This window comes from Bradyrhizobium sp. HKCCYLRH3059 (genome assembly GCF_051168035.1).
GTDB lineage: Bacteria > Pseudomonadota > Alphaproteobacteria > Rhizobiales > Xanthobacteraceae > Bradyrhizobium.
On the sequence record NZ_JBNPUF010000001.1, the window covers coordinates 778,545 to 795,771 of the forward strand.

At 65.1% G+C, this 17,227-nt stretch carries 20 protein-coding genes; 9 read left to right on the forward strand and 11 right to left on the reverse strand.

The features are described 5' to 3' along the window. Window positions 1–16: 16 nt before the first annotated feature. A complete protein-coding gene (locus tag ACQR13_RS03590; protein ID WP_315715120.1) occupies window positions 17–859 on the forward strand; it encodes an SDR family NAD(P)-dependent oxidoreductase in 843 nt (280 codons plus the stop codon). Window positions 860–1,032: 173 nt separating this feature from the next. Here the strand turns inward: ACQR13_RS03590 and ACQR13_RS03595 are convergent, their stop codons facing one another. The 4 genes from ACQR13_RS03595 to ACQR13_RS03610 all read right to left on the reverse strand — a co-directional run bounded on the left by ACQR13_RS03595 (window position 1,033) and on the right by ACQR13_RS03610 (window position 4,938). After that, window positions 1,033–2,409 (reverse strand): cytochrome P450, encoded by a 1,377-nt coding sequence (locus ACQR13_RS03595; protein WP_315751885.1) that lies wholly within the window; start codon window positions 2,407–2,409, stop codon window positions 1,033–1,035. 908 nt (window positions 2,410–3,317) lie between these two features. Beyond that, window positions 3,318–3,476 carry a hypothetical protein gene (locus tag ACQR13_RS03600; protein WP_213737209.1) on the reverse strand — a complete coding sequence of 53 codons (159 nt, stop codon included), beginning with the start codon at window positions 3,474–3,476 and terminating at the stop codon, window positions 3,318–3,320. A gap of 216 nt (window positions 3,477–3,692) precedes the next feature. Then, window positions 3,693–4,004, reverse strand: a complete 312-nt coding sequence (locus tag ACQR13_RS03605; RefSeq protein WP_315715122.1) for a hypothetical protein — start codon at window positions 4,002–4,004, stop codon at window positions 3,693–3,695. A 115-nt stretch (window positions 4,005–4,119) separates the two neighbouring features. After that, window positions 4,120–4,938 (reverse strand): outer membrane protein, encoded by an 819-nt coding sequence (locus ACQR13_RS03610; protein ID WP_434842547.1) that lies wholly within the window; start codon window positions 4,936–4,938, stop codon window positions 4,120–4,122. A gap of 289 nt (window positions 4,939–5,227) precedes the next feature. On the opposite strand from ACQR13_RS03610, the gene ACQR13_RS03615 reads away from it, so the two are divergent. Then, a complete protein-coding gene (locus ACQR13_RS03615) occupies window positions 5,228–5,638 on the forward strand; it encodes a response regulator (protein ID WP_315825568.1) in 411 nt (136 codons plus the stop codon). Between the two features lie 175 nt (window positions 5,639–5,813). Here the strand turns inward: ACQR13_RS03615 and ACQR13_RS03620 are convergent, their stop codons facing one another. Then, window positions 5,814–7,055, reverse strand: coding sequence for an LLM class flavin-dependent oxidoreductase (locus tag ACQR13_RS03620; protein ID WP_434862582.1), 1,242 nt, complete (start codon window positions 7,053–7,055; stop codon window positions 5,814–5,816). A 45-nt stretch (window positions 7,056–7,100) separates the two neighbouring features. Continuing rightward, a complete protein-coding gene (locus tag ACQR13_RS03625) occupies window positions 7,101–7,382 on the reverse strand; it encodes a hypothetical protein (protein WP_315751889.1) in 282 nt (93 codons plus the stop codon). Between the two features lie 134 nt (window positions 7,383–7,516). Here ACQR13_RS03625 and ACQR13_RS03630 point away from each other — a divergent pair, with 134 nt between their 5' ends. Next, the gene (locus tag ACQR13_RS03630; protein ID WP_434862583.1) at window positions 7,517–8,917 is read left to right on the forward strand and encodes an extracellular catalytic domain type 1 short-chain-length polyhydroxyalkanoate depolymerase; all 1,401 of its coding nucleotides are present in this window, start codon (window positions 7,517–7,519) and stop codon (window positions 8,915–8,917) included. Between the two features lie 44 nt (window positions 8,918–8,961). On the opposite strand, the gene ACQR13_RS03635 is transcribed toward ACQR13_RS03630, so the two are convergent. Next, window positions 8,962–9,630 carry an MBL fold metallo-hydrolase gene (locus ACQR13_RS03635; RefSeq protein ID WP_316174419.1) on the reverse strand — a complete coding sequence of 223 codons (669 nt, stop codon included), beginning with the start codon at window positions 9,628–9,630 and terminating at the stop codon, window positions 8,962–8,964. Window positions 9,631–9,781: 151 nt separating this feature from the next. Here ACQR13_RS03635 and ACQR13_RS03640 point away from each other — a divergent pair, with 151 nt between their 5' ends. The 3 genes from ACQR13_RS03640 (at window position 9,782) to ACQR13_RS03650 (ending at window position 12,589) form a co-directional block, all read left to right on the forward strand. Beyond that, a complete protein-coding gene (locus tag ACQR13_RS03640; protein WP_316174420.1) occupies window positions 9,782–11,380 on the forward strand; it encodes an alpha-amylase family glycosyl hydrolase in 1,599 nt (532 codons plus the stop codon). Between the two features lie 239 nt (window positions 11,381–11,619). Then, the gene (locus ACQR13_RS03645) at window positions 11,620–11,961 is read left to right on the forward strand and encodes a hypothetical protein (protein WP_315825563.1); all 342 of its coding nucleotides are present in this window, start codon (window positions 11,620–11,622) and stop codon (window positions 11,959–11,961) included. Further along, window positions 11,933–12,589, forward strand: a complete 657-nt coding sequence (locus tag ACQR13_RS03650; RefSeq protein WP_315825562.1) for a nucleotidyl transferase AbiEii/AbiGii toxin family protein — start codon at window positions 11,933–11,935, stop codon at window positions 12,587–12,589. The genes ACQR13_RS03645 and ACQR13_RS03650 overlap by 29 nt, the downstream gene beginning before the upstream one ends. A 27-nt stretch (window positions 12,590–12,616) precedes the next feature. Here the strand turns inward: ACQR13_RS03650 and ACQR13_RS03655 are convergent, their stop codons facing one another. Continuing rightward, the gene (locus ACQR13_RS03655) at window positions 12,617–14,338 is read right to left on the reverse strand and encodes an alpha-amylase family protein (RefSeq protein ID WP_434842550.1); all 1,722 of its coding nucleotides are present in this window, start codon (window positions 14,336–14,338) and stop codon (window positions 12,617–12,619) included. A 124-nt stretch (window positions 14,339–14,462) separates the two neighbouring features. Between ACQR13_RS03655 and ACQR13_RS03660 the strand changes: the two genes are divergently transcribed. Next, complete coding sequence (locus ACQR13_RS03660) at window positions 14,463–14,945, forward strand: MmcB family DNA repair protein (protein WP_315751894.1); 483 nt, start codon at window positions 14,463–14,465, stop codon at window positions 14,943–14,945. Between the two features lie 156 nt (window positions 14,946–15,101). Here ACQR13_RS03660 and ACQR13_RS03665 read toward each other — a convergent pair whose 3' ends face one another. From ACQR13_RS03665 to ACQR13_RS03675, 3 genes are all read right to left on the reverse strand, one after another. Beyond that, window positions 15,102–15,362 carry a DUF1488 domain-containing protein gene (locus ACQR13_RS03665; RefSeq protein ID WP_315715133.1) on the reverse strand — a complete coding sequence of 87 codons (261 nt, stop codon included), beginning with the start codon at window positions 15,360–15,362 and terminating at the stop codon, window positions 15,102–15,104. A gap of 103 nt (window positions 15,363–15,465) precedes the next feature. Continuing rightward, window positions 15,466–15,708 (reverse strand): hypothetical protein, encoded by a 243-nt coding sequence (locus ACQR13_RS03670; RefSeq protein WP_315751895.1) that lies wholly within the window; start codon window positions 15,706–15,708, stop codon window positions 15,466–15,468. A gap of 117 nt (window positions 15,709–15,825) precedes the next feature. Continuing rightward, window positions 15,826–15,963: a hypothetical protein gene (locus tag ACQR13_RS03675; RefSeq protein WP_172115158.1), complete on the reverse strand. Its 138-nt coding sequence runs from the start codon at window positions 15,961–15,963 to the stop codon at window positions 15,826–15,828. Window positions 15,964–16,467: 504 nt separating this feature from the next. On the opposite strand from ACQR13_RS03675, the gene ACQR13_RS03680 reads away from it, so the two are divergent. Together ACQR13_RS03680 and ACQR13_RS03685 are read left to right on the forward strand one after the other, a co-directional pair. After that, window positions 16,468–16,737, forward strand: a complete 270-nt coding sequence (locus ACQR13_RS03680) for a hypothetical protein (RefSeq protein ID WP_172115156.1) — start codon at window positions 16,468–16,470, stop codon at window positions 16,735–16,737. Next, the gene (locus ACQR13_RS03685) at window positions 16,730–17,026 is read left to right on the forward strand and encodes a hypothetical protein (RefSeq protein ID WP_315715135.1); all 297 of its coding nucleotides are present in this window, start codon (window positions 16,730–16,732) and stop codon (window positions 17,024–17,026) included. The genes ACQR13_RS03680 and ACQR13_RS03685 overlap by 8 nt, the downstream gene beginning before the upstream one ends. Window positions 17,027–17,227 lie beyond the last annotated feature (201 nt).

Sequence of the window (17,227 nt, forward strand, 5' to 3'; positions counted from 1 at the left end):
AAGGAAGGAGCAGGGAATGGGACGGTTGGAGGGCAAGGTCGCCGTGATCACGGGCGCGACCAGCGGCATCGGCCTGCGCACGGCGGAAATCTTCGTAGCCGAGGGGGCGAAGGTCGTCGTCGCGGGCCGGCGCAGCGCCGAGGGCGAGGCGCTGGCGAGCAGGCTCGGCGCGAGCTGCGTGTTCCGGCAGACCGACGTCACGGTCGACGGGCAGATGCGGGCATTGATCGATGGCGCGGTCGAGCGCTTTGGCCGGCTCGATTGCGTGTTCAACAATGCGGGCGGTCCGGCGCAGACCGGCGGCATCGAAGGCCTCGACGCCGATCGGTTCGACCAGGCCATGGCGGTGCTGGTGCGCAGCGTCATGCTCGGCATGAAATACGCCGCGCCCCACATGAAGCGGCAAGGCTCCGGCAGCATCATCAACAACGGCTCGATCGCCGGCCGGCTCGCCGGCTTCTCCACCTCGGTGGTCTACAGCACGGCGAAGGCGGCGGTGATCCATCTGACGAAATGCGTGGCGATGGAGCTCGGCGAGTCCGGCGTGCGCGTCAACTCGATCTCGCCCGGACTGATCGCCACCGGCATCTTCGGCAAGGCGCTGGGCCTGTCGACCGAGGCGGCCGAGAAGACGCCGGAGACGATCCGCAACGCCTATGCCACGGCGCAGCCGATTCCGCGTGCCGGCCTGCCCGACGACATCGCCTACGCTGCAGTGTTTCTCGCCAGCGACGAATCGAGCTTCATCAACGGCCATGATCTCGTCATCGACGGCGCCATCACCGGCGGCCGCAACTGGAGCCAGCAGCAGCAGGGCTATCAGGCGATGCGCAAGCTGCTGGGGGATGCGGTGGAGTAGGGGACGGCGAAGTATACATTTCGTCATGCCCGGACATCCACGTCTCTCATCCGCGCGTTGCAGCAGGATGGATGGCCGGGTCAAGCCCGGCCATGACGAGGAGGAAGACGAGGGGGAAAGAGTCCGCAACAAACCAAGATACTTGGCGCCCTCGCTGTATCAATGCGCGCGGGTCACACCGCCTTCAGCATCACCTTCAGCCCGTCGCGCGGTTTCGGGATCGGCCAGACCTGCCAGTTCGGCTGATAGCCGGGGGCGAAAGAGACCTCAAGGTTGGCGAGGAAGTGCCGCGCGAAGCACTTCACCTGCATGTAGGCGAAGTGCAGGCCGAGGCACATGTGCGCGCCGCCGCCGAACGGCACCCAGGCGAAGCGGTGGCGGCCGCGCTGGGCCTCGTCGGTGAAGCGCATCGGGTTGAACCGCTCCGGCTCGGGCCAGATCTCCGGCATGTGATGGGTGTACATCGGATTGATGCCGACGCCGGTGCCGGCGGGAATCGCGTAGCCCTTGAAGGTGAAATCCCGGATCGGCCGGCGCGGCAGCGACGGCACCGGCGGCATCAGCCGCAGGGTCTCCTGGAACGCCATCTCGGTCAGCTTCATCTTCTCCAGATGCTCCGAGTTCATCGGTTCGTCCTTGGCGAGGCCGAGGCTCGTCACCTCGTCGCGCAGCTTCTGCTGCCACTGTGGATGCGCGGCGAGCTGGGCGACGAAGGAGGTCAGCGACGAGGTCAGCGTGTCGTGCGCCGCCATCATCAGGAAGCTCATGTGGTCGACGATGTCCTGCGTCGACAGCAACGCGCCGTGGTCATCGGTGGCGCGGCACAGATGCGAGAACAGATCGTCGCCATCGCCTTTCGCACGTCGCAACGGGATCTGCTCGGAGAAATAGGCGACGATGCGCTGCCGGCCCTTGACCCCGCGCGCCATCTGCGTGCCTGGCAGCGGCCTGCGGATCGGCGCCACCGAGGCCGCGACCATGTCGACGAAGGCGCGGTTGATGGCGTCGACCTCCGGCCCGATCTCGGTGCCGAGGAAGGACGTCGCGGCGAGGTCGAGCGTGAGCTGCTTGATCGCCGGATAGAACAGCATCTCGCCCGGATTTGCTTTCCACTGCGCGATGCGCGCGGCGATGCCGCGGTCGAGGCCGGCGAGATAGGACTTCATCGGCCCGGCCTTGAAGGCGACGGACAGCGCCTTGCGGTGCATGCGGTGCTCGTCGAAATCGAGCAGCATCAGGCCGCGCGGAAACAGCAGGTTGAGGATGTGGCCCCAGCCATGCGCCGAGGAGAACAGCTTGGCCTGGTCGAACAGCACCAGCTCGTTGGCCTCGGGGCCGAGCAGCACGACGTTGACCTCGCCGAACATGTGGGTGCGGTAGACGGGGCCATACTTCCTGGCGTTGCGCTCGACGTGACCCTTGGGGTCGGCGAGGGTCTCGAATGTCTTGCCGATGATCGGCCAGCCTTCGTCGCCGGGGATATGGGTCAGTGAGTTGCGCCGCGGCGAGGTCAGGCGGAACGATGGCGTGGCCACACTTTGCATCGACATCAAGGAGGCTCCGTTTTCGAGGCGGCGGGGCGCGGCGACGCGCCGGCACACATTGAAGGGCGGTTGCAGCCATCATGCAATACGCTGCGTTATTTCGTCTCGGTGTAGTTGTGCTGCATCGCACGCGTTGGCGATCTCGCGACGCGCTTCATGCGTCCGAGTCCTGCTGGACTTGCTGCCCCCCCAAGCAGAGGGCACGGGGAATGCCGGGCGCTGGCCGCACCCATGGCCCGCCTGCAGAAAAAAATGCAGGCGGCAGGTACCACAGGTTCAGCCGAGGCATCCCGGCATTCCCCGCGCGATGGTTTTCACGGCTGCTTCGCGTTCTCCCCGGTGCGCCGGGCTTTTTGGCCACCGTTGCCTGCGCGACGCGTGAGCGCCGCTGCAAGCGTAACACCAGCATCGGGGTGCCAGGACCACGCGACTTGACCGTGCGCATCGCCGCCGTTCGTCCGCGCGGGATAACCACGCTGCGACATCGACACGCCCACCGCATCCCGCCTCAACGTTCGTGACGACCGCGAAGCGCCCCTCTTAATCGAGACGGGACTGCGTTAAGGTATGCTTGATTCGGAAAAACGAAAGCAGAATATTTTTGCGCGCAGGACTGGACAGGGATGATGTGATTGAGGTGTTTCGTGAAATGAGTTTTTCGGCGCGCACCGCTTCATGGTGATGAGCCTGTGATCGACAGGCCGGCGCGGTGCGGTTTCGCCTTCTCAAAGGCGCTTTGCTGGAAGCGATTTGCCCGTCGGCCCCGACGGTCGCCAATACGTCCTGCTGTCGCTCGCCGGTGATGCCGCGATTTCGGCGGTCAATCCGCGCAGGGTCAGCGGATCATCTTTCGAGGCGGGCAAGCCTCGCCGCAGGCAGAAGCCGCCACGCGTTCCGACCTGGAGCCAAGTCCATCAGCCGCCCGATTTGTTGATCTTCTTCACCTTGGCGTCGGTTGCCTCGATCGAGGCCGCCAGCTCCAGGATCGCCTTTGCCAGGAGGTCGGCGGCCTCCTTGGGGTCCTGCGAACGTTCGGCGCGCAGCGCGTAGTTCTTGGCTGAGGAGAGCGACATTTGCGACCTTTCTCGCGGAAAAACCTGCCGGGTCGAGACGGCGGGCTGCCTGGCGCATCCTACGCGCGAGCGGTCCCCCGCGGACCGTGCGCGATTGGCGGCGAACATGGCAGGCCGGGGTTAAGAAAATCCTCGTGACACCCGAGCGCCGATGCGTCCTCGGCTGCGCGCGTAGCCGCGTCGCGCACGCGTCGGTTCGTCCCAAGGCGCCGATTTTCAAAGTGCGACGCCATGACGGTAGGCGAGTTTCGCGTGGCCGTATATCCGTGTGCCCCGCCGCGTCACCTCAAGGGCGATCTGATCGCGGTCGATTCGGGTCATCAAGACGCCGAGGCAGTCATATCTCGCCGCTCCAATGTCGCGGCTGGTTTCGACGTGCAGCTGTAGGCGAGCCGGGTCTGGGCCGAAGTTGCGCACGATCGCGTCGTCGCCATAGAATCGCTTGATCGTGTCCTTGATGAAGATGATTTCATCAGCAGACACGGGGGCGGGCGGCCGTGGAAAGCATTGAGGTTTGGCAGCAGGCATGCCGCTCAAAGTAGCGCCCGGGCAGTTTGGAGCCAAGCCTCGCCGGCCCTATGGTTTGACGGTGCTCACTCTCATCGGCGAGCGCATGACAGTGCGCGTCAGGACCAGCCGCGCCTCAGAACTTGTAGGCGAGGCCGATCGTCGCCGTATGAGTTCGCGTCGTCACGTGCGCGGTGAAGCGGTCGTCGAACCCGACCCCGACGCCGCCGGCGACGAAGAAGGGCTGAGTCCAGGTGCCGAAATCGGCGTAGCGGTAGTCGGCCCGCACCAGCCAGCGGCCGCCGATCATGTGCTCGATGCCGCCGCCGACGGTCCATCCGACCCGGGTCGAGGCGTAGGTCTCATCGTGCGGACTGCCGAAGCAGAACGGGTTGCCGGGAACGATGGTGCAACTGGCGTTCAGCTCGAGGCGCTGCCATGCCACGCCGCCGCTGCCATAGACCAGCGTAGATGGCGCGATCAGATAACCCAGACGGGCGCGCACGCTGCCGTCCCATGTTTCCTTCACTGAGCCGGACGGAAGGCCGACCAGCGGGATGCCGAAGAACAGCCCGGCCGTGCCCGGCAGCGCACTCGCCCGCTTGGGGTTGTCGGCCCAGCCGAAGTCGCCCTCGACGCCAGCCACCCATGACGGAGCGAACTGCCAGTTGACGCCGAGATAGCCGCCGATCCTGGCGGCGACGCTGTCCATCGCCCCGCCGGTGCCGGCCGTCGGCACGAACACGCCGGCACCGAAGTTCGGGGAGATGTCGCTGGTCCGCCAATCATTGTCCGCCCAGCGGGCGCCGACCGACACGCCGGCATAGACGCCGGTCCACGACGGCGCGGCGACAACCGGCGGTGCCTTCACCGGCAGGTCGGCCGCCTTCGCCGCTCCCGCCAGCGCGATGCTCGCGAACGCGAACGCAATCGCCGCTACTCCAGATTTCGTCATGCTCTGCCCTAGCGCGCGACGTCGATTCGACATGGTTGCGGCACCATCGCCGGTTGCATCGAACGCGGCAATTGCATCGCGATCGGCTGAGCCAAAAAGTTCGCGGTGTTGCTGGTGGGATACGTCGACTTGGCCGAAGCGACGTTGGACGGTCCACCCCGCCCGAGGTCGGCCCCCGCGTGCTCTTGACCCGTAAATCCACGGAGCCAAATGTTTACCACCCGGCCATCGGCCTCATCTAGCAACGGCCAGACCTGACGTCTGGTCAGCAGACAACGAGGGCAAGGGCATGAGCAATCAGTTGCTGGTGATCGAGGATGCCGAGGTGCATCTGTCGATCCTGCGCAAGATCGCCGCGCAGTGCGGCTACGAGGCGACCTGCGTGACCTCGGTCGGGGCTGCGGCGGAGGTGCTGCGCCAGCGGACCTTCGACTGCATCACCCTGGATCTGTCGCTCGGCGATCGCTGCGGCGCCGATATCCTGCTGCTGCTCAACGAGCTGAAATCGCGCACGCCGGTGATCTTCATCAGCGGCGCCGAGGACGCCACGCGCGAGGAGCACGTCCGGCTCGCGACCGTGCTCGGGCTCGTCGTCTATCCGCAATTCCAGAAGCCCGTCGACCTGCCGGCGCTCCGCGAGACACTGAAGCAGATCGCGACCATCGCCGACTGCGAGAGGCTGGTCGCGGCGGTGAGGTGAGGGCCATGGGTAGGGCGGATTAGCGCAGCGTAATCCGCCGTCAGGGTACGGCGTAGTGACCTGCCCACCTGGCATATACGATGCTCGATCGTGATACCGACGACGACCTGATGAAGTCTCTCGTGAGGGTCGGCGGACTACGCTGCGCTAATCCGCCCTACGCACCGTCGTTGATTCACCCCCGCTGCTTCGCCGCGGCCTGCTGCAGGTCCGGCGCATTCACCGCGGGAATCGCGACGCGGCCGGGTCCCGTCTGCGACAGCGCCGCGGCGGCCTTGTCGTTGTCCATGATCTTGGCCATCACGGCCTGGCCGGCGCGCTCGAAGATGGCGCGGTTCTCGATGACGAATTTCTGCGAGCGGCGCAGCCCGTCGATGTAGCCGTTGATCTCCGGCACGACGTAGCGCGCGACCATGTCCCAGCTGCGGCGCGTGTTCTCCGGATTGGCCCAGTCGTGCACGAAGCCGATGATGTGACCGACGCCGCCCGACACCTGCATCAAATTCTTGATCGTCTTGACGAGATCGTCGGGCGTGCCGATCGTCGACGCCGCGCCGTCGACGAAGGCGGTCTTGTCGACGGCTTCATCGGGCGAAGAGAACGGCTTCAGGCCCGGCCGCATCAGGGTGCCCACGGTATACTCGTTGTGCCAGCGCATCAGCCCGGGGCCCGCCTCGCGGCGCGCCTGCTCGCGCGTCTCGGCGATGTGCCAGGACAACAGCACGCGCCAGTTCGCGCGGCTCACGCTCGTGCCGTGCTTCTTCGCAGCATCTTCGGCGAACTCCCATTGCTGCGGCAGCGCCATCAGGCCCTGCGTCGACATCGAGCCGAGCGAGATGATGCCGATGCCGTATTTGCCCGCGAGCGTCATGCCGGACGGCGAGATCTGCGATGCCACGACGAACGGCATCTCCTCCTGCAAGGGGAGGATCTGCAGCGCTGCGTCATTCATCGTGAACCAGTCGCTCTTGGCGGTGACGCGCTCGCCGTTGAACAGGCGACGGATGATCGCGATCGCCTCGTCCTGACGATCGCGCTGCGTCATCGGATCGATGCCGAGCGTGTGGGCATCGGAGGCGAGCGCGCCCGGGCCCGAGCCGAAGATGGCGCGGCCGCCGGTCATGTGATCGAGCTGCACCATCCGCTGCGCGACGTTGTAGGGATGATGATAGGGCAGCGAGATGACGCCGGTGCCGAGTCTGATGCGCTTGGTGCGCTCGCCGGCTGCGGCGAGAAACATCTCGGGCGAGGCAATCATTTCCCAGCCGCTGGAATGATGCTCGCCGCACCAGAACTCGTCATAGCCGAGCTCGTCGAGCTGAGAAACCAGATTGAGGTCGCGGCGGAATTGCAGCATCGGATGCTCGCCGATCGGATGATGCGGAGCGAGGAAAGCGCCAAATTTGAGCCGCGCCATGTGTGTTTTCTCCCAAGCGGAATTCGTTGTTGCTTGCCGATCAGGCTAGTTGGCGCCTCGGTGTGAGGCAATCATCTTGCCGCGCACGGCGACCGGTGCATGGCTGCCATTTGTTTGTTTACTGATCGCCGATCGGTGCTCACACTTCATTCGCGCGGAGCGATTCGCCATGTGATGAAGAATGATGCCGTCGAGCGCGTGGTGCGGGTCTTGCTGGTTGCGGCGCGCCTCGCTCTCACGTTCGCGGCGATTGACGTGCCCCGCGGTTCGCGTTTCGGTGATTGCTGCGTGAAGTGCCGCCTCGGCGTGGCATTTAGATCGCAGCAAGAACGAAATTCGCAATCAAATTGCTGAGGTCCGCAGTCTCGCGGGCTTTTTCTTTTGCACTGCAGCAACCATCTGGGTGATGGTGGATTGTCTACCCGCTGACGTGAATACGTGAATGCCTAAGGAGCTTGCCGTTGTCCCTCGCTGAAAATGTTGAGTACTTGCGAAGGCTGCGCGAGCTGAACAGCATCACCGGATTTGCCGATTTTCATCGTCAGCCGCGTCGCGCCCCGGAGACTCCGCTGATCGAGATCGAGCATTTCGGCACCAATCCTGGGCGCCTGAAGATGTTCGCCCATGTGCCGGCGCAGCGTCAGCCGCTGGCGCCGCTGGTCGTCGTGCTGCATGGCTGCGGGCAGGGCGCCGCCGAGTACGATCTCGGCGCCGGCTGGTCGACGCTCGCCAAGCATTTCGGCTTCGCGCTGCTGTTGCCGGAGCAGCAGCGGGTCAACAATCCGCAGCGCTGCTTCAACTGGTTTCAGTCGGAGGACATCACACGTGGCCAGGGCGAGGTCGCCTCGATCCGTGAGATGATCGCGCGCATGGTGGCGGACTATGCCATCGATCCCAGGCGCATCTACGTCACCGGCCTGTCGGCGGGCGGCGCGATGACCATGGCGCTGCTCTCCGCGCATCCCGAATTGTTCGCTGCCGGCGCCGTCATCGCCGGGCTGCCGTTCGGCACCGCGCGCAGCATGCGCGACGCGATCCTGCAGATGCGGATGCCGCCGGCGCGCCCCGCCGGCGAGCTCGGCGATCTCGTTCGCCGTGCCTCGAACCACCGCGGCAAGTGGCCGAAGCTGTCGGTGTGGCACGGCACAGCGGACTACACGGTGCATCCCGACAATGCGGGCGAGATCGTCAAGCAGTGGCTGGACCTGCACCATCTGCCGTTGGCGCCAATGGCCGCAGCCGAGGTGAACGGCTATCCGCATGAGCAATGGTGGAATGCCGACGGCGAGACCGTCGTGGAATCGTTCACGATTTCCAACATGGCGCATGGCACGCCGATCGGGCTCGCGGCCAACGACAAGCGCTATGGCAAGGCCGGACCGTTCCTGCTCGAGGCCGGCATTTCCTCGTCCTATCACATCGCGAAATTCTTCGGCGTCACCGATTGGATTCGTCCGCTCAAGGCGGCCACGACGTCGCCGAGCACGAAGCTGATCCCGCAGGTGTCGCCGATCTCGGCGGTGCCGGCCTTGACCAAGATCTTGCGACGCGCGGCGGACGCCCCATCCCCCGCTGCGGAGCCGGTCGACGTCAAGCCAGCCGAGATCAAAGTGGTCGAGCCCCGAATGTCGCCGACCGGCATGTTGCTCTCTGCACCGGCATCCGCTGCGGTCCCGCAGCCCAAGGTCGCGCCGGAGTCCAAGCCCGTGGCCGTCTCCAAGCCCCCAGAGCCGAAACGGCTGGAGTCGTCGACCGGCGAATCTTCGATCAACGGCAGTGGCGCGACCGCCAAGCCGCGGCGCCGGACCATCAACGTCGCCGCCGTGATCGACCGTGCCCTGCAAGCGGCCGGCCTGAAGTAGACGCGCCGCAGCCGTTCATGGCTCGCGCGCGAGAGACGCGCGGGTCAGACGGTCCCCGTCAGGAACGGGTTCGTCATCCGCTCCTGGCCGAAGCTCGATCCGGCGCCATGGCCGCAGATGAAGCCGACGTCGTCGCCGAGCGGCAGCAGCTTGTCCTTGATCGAGCGGATCAGCGTGTCGTGGCTGCCGCCGGGCAGGTCGGTGCGGCCGACCGAGCCGTTGAACAAGACGTCGCCGACATGGGCGAAGCGCATTTCCTTGTTGAAGAACACGACACTGCCCGGCGAATGGCCGGGGCAGTGCAGGATGTCGAAGACGAGCTCGCCGATCTCGACCCTATCGCCTTCCTCGAGCCAGCGGTCGGGCGTCACGTCGCGCACGCCCGTGATGCCGAAGCGCGCGCCACTGGCGACGACGTTGTCGAGCAGGAATTTGTCGGCGACATGCGGCCCCTCGATCGGCACCTTCAGCTGATCGCGCAGATCGGCCGCGCCGCCGACGTGATCGATATGGCCATGCGTCAGCCAGATCTTCTCCACGGTGACATTGGCCTGCGCGATCGCCGCCTGGATGTTCGGCACGTCGCCGCCGGGATCGATCACGATCGCCTTCTTCGTCGCCTCGCACCACAGGATGGTGCAGTTCTGCTCGAACGGCGTCACGGGCACGATCATCGCGCCGGCCTTCGCCCTGGTCTGGTTCTGCTCGGTCATGGCGCCAGCATGCCGATTTTTCGCAATGCGCCAAGTGAAAAACACCTGCGGGCGGCGGCTCGACGTCCCGGCCAGGGCGACCAAGGGGGGCTTGTGAACCTGCCGCCGGTTCCTGCGTTGGGCCGCACGTTGCGAGCAGAAAGCGGTCGACATGGCGGAGCAGGGCGCCTGGTGGCGCGAGGGGATTTTCTACCAGATCTATCCGCGCTCGTTCCAGGACAGCGACGGCGATGGGGTCGGCGACCTCACCGGCATCATCCATCGCCTGCCCTATCTCTTGACGCTCGGTGTCGATGCGATCTGGCTGTCGCCGATCTTTACCTCGCCGATGGCCGATTTCGGCTACGACATCGCCGACTACACCGGTATCGATCCGCTGTTCGGGACGATGGAGGATTTCGACGCGCTGGTGAAGGCCGCGCATGACGGCGGCCTCAAGCTCATTCTCGATCTCGTGCCGAACCACACCTCCGATCAGCATCCCTGGTTTCTGCAGGCGTGCCACTCGCGCGACGACCCGCACCGCGACTGGTACATCTGGCGCGATCCCGCCGCCGATGGCGGGCCGCCGAACAACTGGCTGTCCGAGTTCGGCGGCAGCGCCTGGCAGTTCGAGTCCCAGACCGGGCAGTACTACTATCACGCCTTCCTGGCGCAGCAGCCGGACCTGAACTGGCGCAATGCGCAGGTGCGGGCGGCGATCTATGACGTCATGCGGTTCTGGCTGCGCAAGGGCGTCGACGGCTTTCGCGTGGACGTGATCTGGCACCTCATCAAGGACGCCGAGTTTCGCGACAACCCGGCCAATCCCGACTATCACGGCGGAAGGCCGCCGCATGAGCAGATCTTGTCGCGCTACTCCGCCGACCAACCGGACGTGCACGAGGTCGTCGCCGAGATGCGGCAGGTGATCGACGAATTCGACGACCGCGTGCTGATCGGCGAGATCTACCTGCCGCTGGAGCGGCTGATGACCTATTACGGCAAGGATCTCGGCGGCGCGCATCTGCCGTTCAATTTCGCGCTGCTGTCCGCGCCCTGGCATGCGCGCGAGATCGAGAGGATCATCGCCGACTACGAAGCCGCGCTGCCACCGGGCGCCTGGCCCAACTGGGTGCTCGGCAACCACGACCGGCCCCGGGTGGCGAGCCGTGTCGGGCCCGAGCAGGCGCGGGTAGCGGCGATGCTGCTGCTGACCTTGCGCGGCACGCCGACGCTGTATTACGGCGACGAGATCGGGATGCATCAGGTCGCCATCAGCCCGGAGCAGGTGCGCGATCCCTTCGAGAAGAACGTGCCCGGCATCGGCGTCGGCCGCGACGGCTGCCGCACCCCGATGCAATGGAGCGCGCTGCCGCAGGCCGGCTTCAGCCAAGCCGCGCCGTGGCTGCCGGTTGCCGATGACTACATGCATGAGAATGTCGTCAATCTGACCGCCGACCGGCGCTCGATCCTCAATCTCACCCGTGCGCTCATTCGTCTGCGGAAGCAGCACCGCGTGCTCGTCACCGGGTCCTATCGGTCGGTCGCGGCGCAAGGCGATCTCCTGCTCTACCGCCGCGAAGACGACGGCGAGGTGCTGACCATCGCGCTCAATCTCGGCGGCGAGCCGGTTTCCATCGCGACCGAAGCAGGCGGCCTTACCGGCGAGATCCTGCTCTCGACCTGGCTCGACCGCGGCGGCGAGCGCATCGACGGCACGCTGGATCTGCGCGGCAATGAGGGCGTGGTCGTCGGCAGGAGGACGTAGCCACTTCTCCGGCGAGGGGGCGGCGCGTCGCAATCGATGTCGTTGAGGCCCGATCGCAGGGCTTCGCTGGACGCCTTCAGCCGTATTGCTCGGGTCTTCCGTGCCGCCGTGTCCCCGGAATTGTTGAGGTTCCCACCGAACGGCGCCATATTGCGCGACAGATGCCGGGGAATCTTCGGCCTTCAAGGAGATGACGTGTACTGGTCTCCGAAACCGGTACTTCGCGGGAGTTCGAACTGATGAATACGCCGCCGCCGACGACGTCTGACAGTCTCACCGCGGCCGTGACCACGATCAATACGCCGCTGCCGGTCCGCATTGGCGAGGCGACGTTGCTGGCCTGCCTCAAAGCCGAGAAACTGGAGCCGAAATGGCGTGTCCACGTGCAGGCGTTCTTTGACGAAATTGATGCCTCTGTGATCCATCATCTCGTCCTCGACAAGGCTGTGACGTTCGAAGAACTATCGAAGGCGATCGACACTTGGCAGGTTGTGGGGTCCGAAAATGAGAGATGGGTCAGGGAAATGGCGGCCTTCGAGGTGGCAAGACCTCATGCAGAAGGCGCTGCTGTCCCTCGATAGCCTGGAGGGCGGCCCTGGGGCGTGGACGTTCGGGGGCGGCACGGCCCTGGCGCAGAGCTTCGATCATCGCATCAGCTACGACGTCGACATCTTTCTGGATTCGAGCACGGCCCTGAAGCGGCTCGCGCCGAACATGAATCCTGTCACGAAGGCCCTTTGCGATACGTGGCAATGGCCGGGCAAATATCTGAAGCTGATTCTCCGGGACGTAGGTGAGATCGATTTCTTGAATGCGCCCACCTTTACGGATCATCCGACGTATCCGTTGAGCTTCGGCGGCCGGATTATACCGGCGGAGCGACCGGCAGAGATTGCGACGAAAAAGTTGATCTATCGTGCATCGACCTACACGGCGCGCGACACGTTCGACCTTGCCGCGGTCTATCTCTATGATCGACCGGCGCTCGGCGAGATCGCGCAATCTCCGGCAATGACCCGCGATGTCGTATCGGCCGCACACAATCGTTTAAGTCTGGCAAGATATCAGTTCCAGGCGGAAATGCGAGACCTCATCAATTTGACGGCTCGCGGAGAGCAGTTCGTCGACACCTCCTGCGAAATGGCGTTGGAGGCGCTGGTCGAAATTCAGCGCCTCGTTCACGAACGAGATGCGCAGCCGAGCGGCTGAAGCCGTTCTCCTTGAAGACGCCCGTCATCAGTTGGTCGTCGATCGCCGCCGCGTCTTCCGCCGCTTTTTCACCGGGCTCTTCGTCTCGATATCGCTTCGCCGCAGCAGATAGTCCAATCCGCCGACGCGGTACCAGCGGTAGCCGTAGGGCTCGAGCACCAGGGTGTGGCGGCCGCGGTCGTCGGCCTGGCTGTGATCCTCCGACAGCAGATTGATCAGCAGCTTCCCGCCATCGTCCGGCAGTCCGGCATCGAAGCTGATCTCCCGCGGCTTCTCGTCGAGATTGTGCACGAACAGCACCGAGTTGTTGCGCCAGTCGTAGCGCATGATCAGCACGGCCGGATCCCTGGTCGCGATCACCTCGAAATCGCCCCAGCCGACTTCCGGCACCTCCTTGCGCATGCGGATGATGCGTTCGGTCCAGTTCAGCATGGAATTCGGATCACGCCGCTGCCGGGCGGCGTTGATGTGATCATAGCCATAGGGGCCGTGATCGATCACCGGAGACGCCGGCGCGTCGCTCTTGGTGAAGCCGCCATGCGGCTCGGTCGACCATTGCATCGGGGTGCGCGCGCAGTTGCGCTCGGCCAGGCTGAGATCGTCGCCCATCGCGAGCTCGTCGCCATAGCGGATCACGGGCGTGCCGGGCAAGGTGAACATCAGGCTGTAGGCGAGCTCGATGCGGCGGCGGTCGCCGCCGAGCATCGGCGCCAGCCGCCGCCGAATGCCGCGATCGTACAACTGCATGTTCTTGTCCGGGCCGAACGCCGCGAACACCGCCGCGCGCTGCGGCTTGGTCAGGCGTCCCAGATCGAGCTCGTCGTGATTGCGCAGGAACAGGCCCCATTGCGCCGAGGCCGGCCGCGCCTTCGTCTGATAAAGCGCCTCGGCCAGCGGCCGCGTGTCGGAGGCCGCCAGCGCGTAGAACAGATGCTGGTTGACGTGGAAGTTGAACATCATGTGCATGCGGTCGCCGTCGTCGCCGAAATACTCCATGTCGGTTTCCGGCAGCACGTTGGCTTCGGCCAGGATGATCGCTTCGCCCTGGCGCCATTGCAGGAATTCGCGGAAGGTCCTGAGCATGTCGTACTGCTCGACCGGCTTCCTGACATCGGCGCCCTTGGCCGCGATCACGAACGGAACCGCGTCCATGCGGAAGCCGGAGACGCCGAGCTGGATCCAGAAGCCCATGATCTTCAGGATCTCTGCCTGCACCTCGGGATTGGAGGTGTTGAGATCGGGCTGGAAGTCGTAGAAGCGGTGGAAGTACCAGGCGCCCGATTCCTTGTCGCGGGTCCAGGTCGACTTCTGCACGCCGGGAAACACCATCCCCTTGTCGGCATTGGCCGGCTTCTTGTCCGACCAGACATACCAGTCGCGGTAGCGGGCGCTCTTCGAGCTGCGGGCGTCGACGAACCAGGGATGCCGGTCGGAGGTGTGGTTGACGACGAGGTCGATGATCACCCGGATGCCGCGCTGCTTGCAGCCATGCGTGAACTGGACGAAATCACCGAGCGTGCCGTAGCGCGGGTCGACGCCGTAATAGTCGGCGACGTCGTAGCCGTCGTCGTGCTGCGGCGAGGGCTGGAACGGCATCAGCCAGATCGCGGTGATGCCGAGCCCGTGCAGATAGTCGAGCCGGCGCGTCAGCCCCTTGAAATCGCCGATGCCATCGCCGTCGGCGTCCATATAGGTGCCGACCGACAGACAGTAGAACACCGCGTTCTTGTACCAGAGATCGTCGATCATGGACGGCGCCTCGCTGCGCCGCCCGGCCGGCGGCCGGCTTGTTAAGCGGAAGGCCGGCGTCAGGTTCCGGTTCCCGGGTGATCGGCGGGCTTGGGCGACGCCTGGAATCGGTTATGCTGCGGCAATGGAATCGTCCGCCGCCAGGATCAGCCTCGTTCCCACCGACCGCCGCCAGTCGGAGACGGCGCTGGCGATCGCGCGCGGCACCTCGCGCCTGCTGCGCTCGCTCGGCTTTGCCACCATCAGCGAGCTGCCGCTGCCGTCGGGCCGTCGCGCCGACCTGGTGGCGCTGAACGAGCGCGGCGAGATCTGGATCGTCGAGATCAAGTCGTCGGTCGAGGATCTGCGCGCGGATCACAAATGGGAGGACTACCGTGCCCATTGCGACCGGCTGTTCTTCGCCTTCACGCAGGATCTGCCGTGCGAGATCTTTCCGCAGGACACCGGCCTGATCGTCGCCGATGCCTATGGCGCCCACCTGCACTGCGAGGCGCCTGAGCACAGATTGCCGGCACCGACGCGCAAGTTGATGACGGTACGCTTCGGGCTCGCGGCGGCGCAGCGGATCAACCGGCTGATCGACCCGCAGGGCCACGCGGACCGCTAGACAATCCTCAAATGCGCTCCACTGGACGGGGTTTCCCCGCCTAGGTAGGTGACAGAGGCTCCGTCAGGTCACGAGTCTCGAGATGAGAGACATCAGCATCGCTGAGAACCGATCCGCATCACCGCCGGCCTGGCCGATCGCCGGCAGGCATCGCCTTCAGAAATTGGCGGCGACGAGATCGTAGGAGCCCCGGCTGCCGCGGACATAGAGCCGGGCGGCGGCGGCGCAGATCCGCTCGCGGTTGGAATCGAATGCGGTCAGAAAGCCCGACTCGTCGGGGCGGGCGTCGGGCTGAAGGCGTCTCAACGCACCCTCGTCGACGAAGAACGACGCTTCCATCGCGCTGTCATAGCCCCAGAACCGTACGGCACGTCGCGTGCGGTCATAGGAGCGGCTGTGATTTGGAAACTCAATCATGTGTGTGACCGATCAGGTTCGGAGGACACCGCGGTGAGGGCGGACGTCATCCAAGGGGCGTCGTTCGGCAATGGTCGCCGGCGACAAAGGGGTTGCGCGCATCTCAATCGAAGGCCGACGGCAACTCACCGTGGCGGAAGAAGATCGTCGGCTCATCGTCATAGTCGCCCATGTCGGGATCGCCCGAGGATGAGAACGCGACGACGCCTGCCTTGCTGGACACCAGCCGTTCCGCAGTCCGGAGCGCGCTCGCTTCCGTCTTGCAGGCGATCGGCGTCTCGGCTTTCGCGCGTCCGCCCCGGCCGGCGCTGAACGCCTGAACGACATAGATCGTTTCGCGCGCCATGTTCTGTCCTTTGGGCTGTCTACCGGTCGGCCGCGTCGTCGCTGCTTGCGCGCGGCCTTGATTGCGCACGGCCTTGCGTGCGGGAGACCATCCAGACTGATGAGGACCGGAAATCCCCTAGCGCTTCTTCTTGTCGCTGGAAAAATCCGGCTGCCATGCTCCGGCCTTCTGGCTCGGCGCTGCGGCAATGCTCTTGGGCTTTTCCTTCTTGGGTTTCTTGGCTTCGCGATTGCCTTTTTGCTGACCTTTGGCCATGTCGGTCTCCTCGACTCGGGTTGGAGCTGGTTCAACGCATCGGACGAGCGCCCCGTCGATCCTGCGTGCGCAGCGTCACTGCCGGTCGGCCGGGCGGCCGTCGTCCACCGGTTGCCGATGCGGGCGCCGCGGTGGTCGGATCTACGAATGCAGTGCGGCAACTGCGAGCGCGAGAAGGATCAGCAGAAGCGGCACGATAATGGGTGGAACGATCCACTCGCTCAGACGAAACTGCGGCATTGGCTACCCCTCGCGTGGTTTGCGGCGGGAGCGCTCGTGACCCTCAGTCACCGGTGAATGCCGTCGGAATGGCGGTGATCGCCATTGATACACCCTGGCTCCTGCAATAGCGAGCACCAAAGCGCAGCGACACGGTCCGATGACGCCACGCCGCTCATCACGTCGTGCTGATGAGAAAGCGGTGGCTATTGCCGGCCGCAAGGCGCATGCTTCGAAAGACTTCGAAGTCGCGACAGCGACAGCCGTTGCGAAAGGTAGGCGCAGATGAGCATCCGCTCGCGGCGCGAATTCGTCACATTCAAACACCCGTTCCGGATCAGGAGCATCGAGCGTCTCTTGCCCGAGGGCACCTACGAGGTGGTCACGGACGAGGAACTGATCGAGGGATTGTCCTTTGCTGCCTACCGCCGGGTTGCGACAATGATGATGGTCCCGGTCGCCGGTTCGCGCTCCGCTGCCGTCGAGATGCTGTCCATCAGCTCGGTCGATCTTGCAGACGCGCAGCGTGTCGACGCGAGTGCGTCGGATGACTGACGAGCCGCTCGATCTCGACAGGCACCGCGGGATGAGCGCGCAGAAGGCCGTGGACCTCCGTCGCGCGTTGGCAGAGGCCGAAAGTCATGCGCGGGAGCTGCGCGATCGGCAGGCTGTTCTCGAGCAGCACCTGCTCGCCAACGCGGCCGAGTCGTGGCCGGAAGCCGCCGCGAAGGCGCGCTATCTCCTGAACATCTACGCCGCGAGCCTTGCGGAACAGGATACCAGGCATCGGGAGCTGATCGCTGCTGTCCTGGCCGATTTCTCCCGGCTGACGGGGGAGAGCTGACGTCGGGCCGGCGCATCGTGGCGCCTTCCAGATCCACCTGTGAATCCGCCCGCGCCCGATTCAGGACCGTTGCCAGCGCGCGACAACATCCGCTCGTCCCGGCCTCCTGGCAATTTCCCCGGCTCTGCCCGACAATTGCCCCGCATGGGGCGCAACATGCCGGAACATTTTTAAGGCTCGAGCGGTATCCAGCCCAGGGGT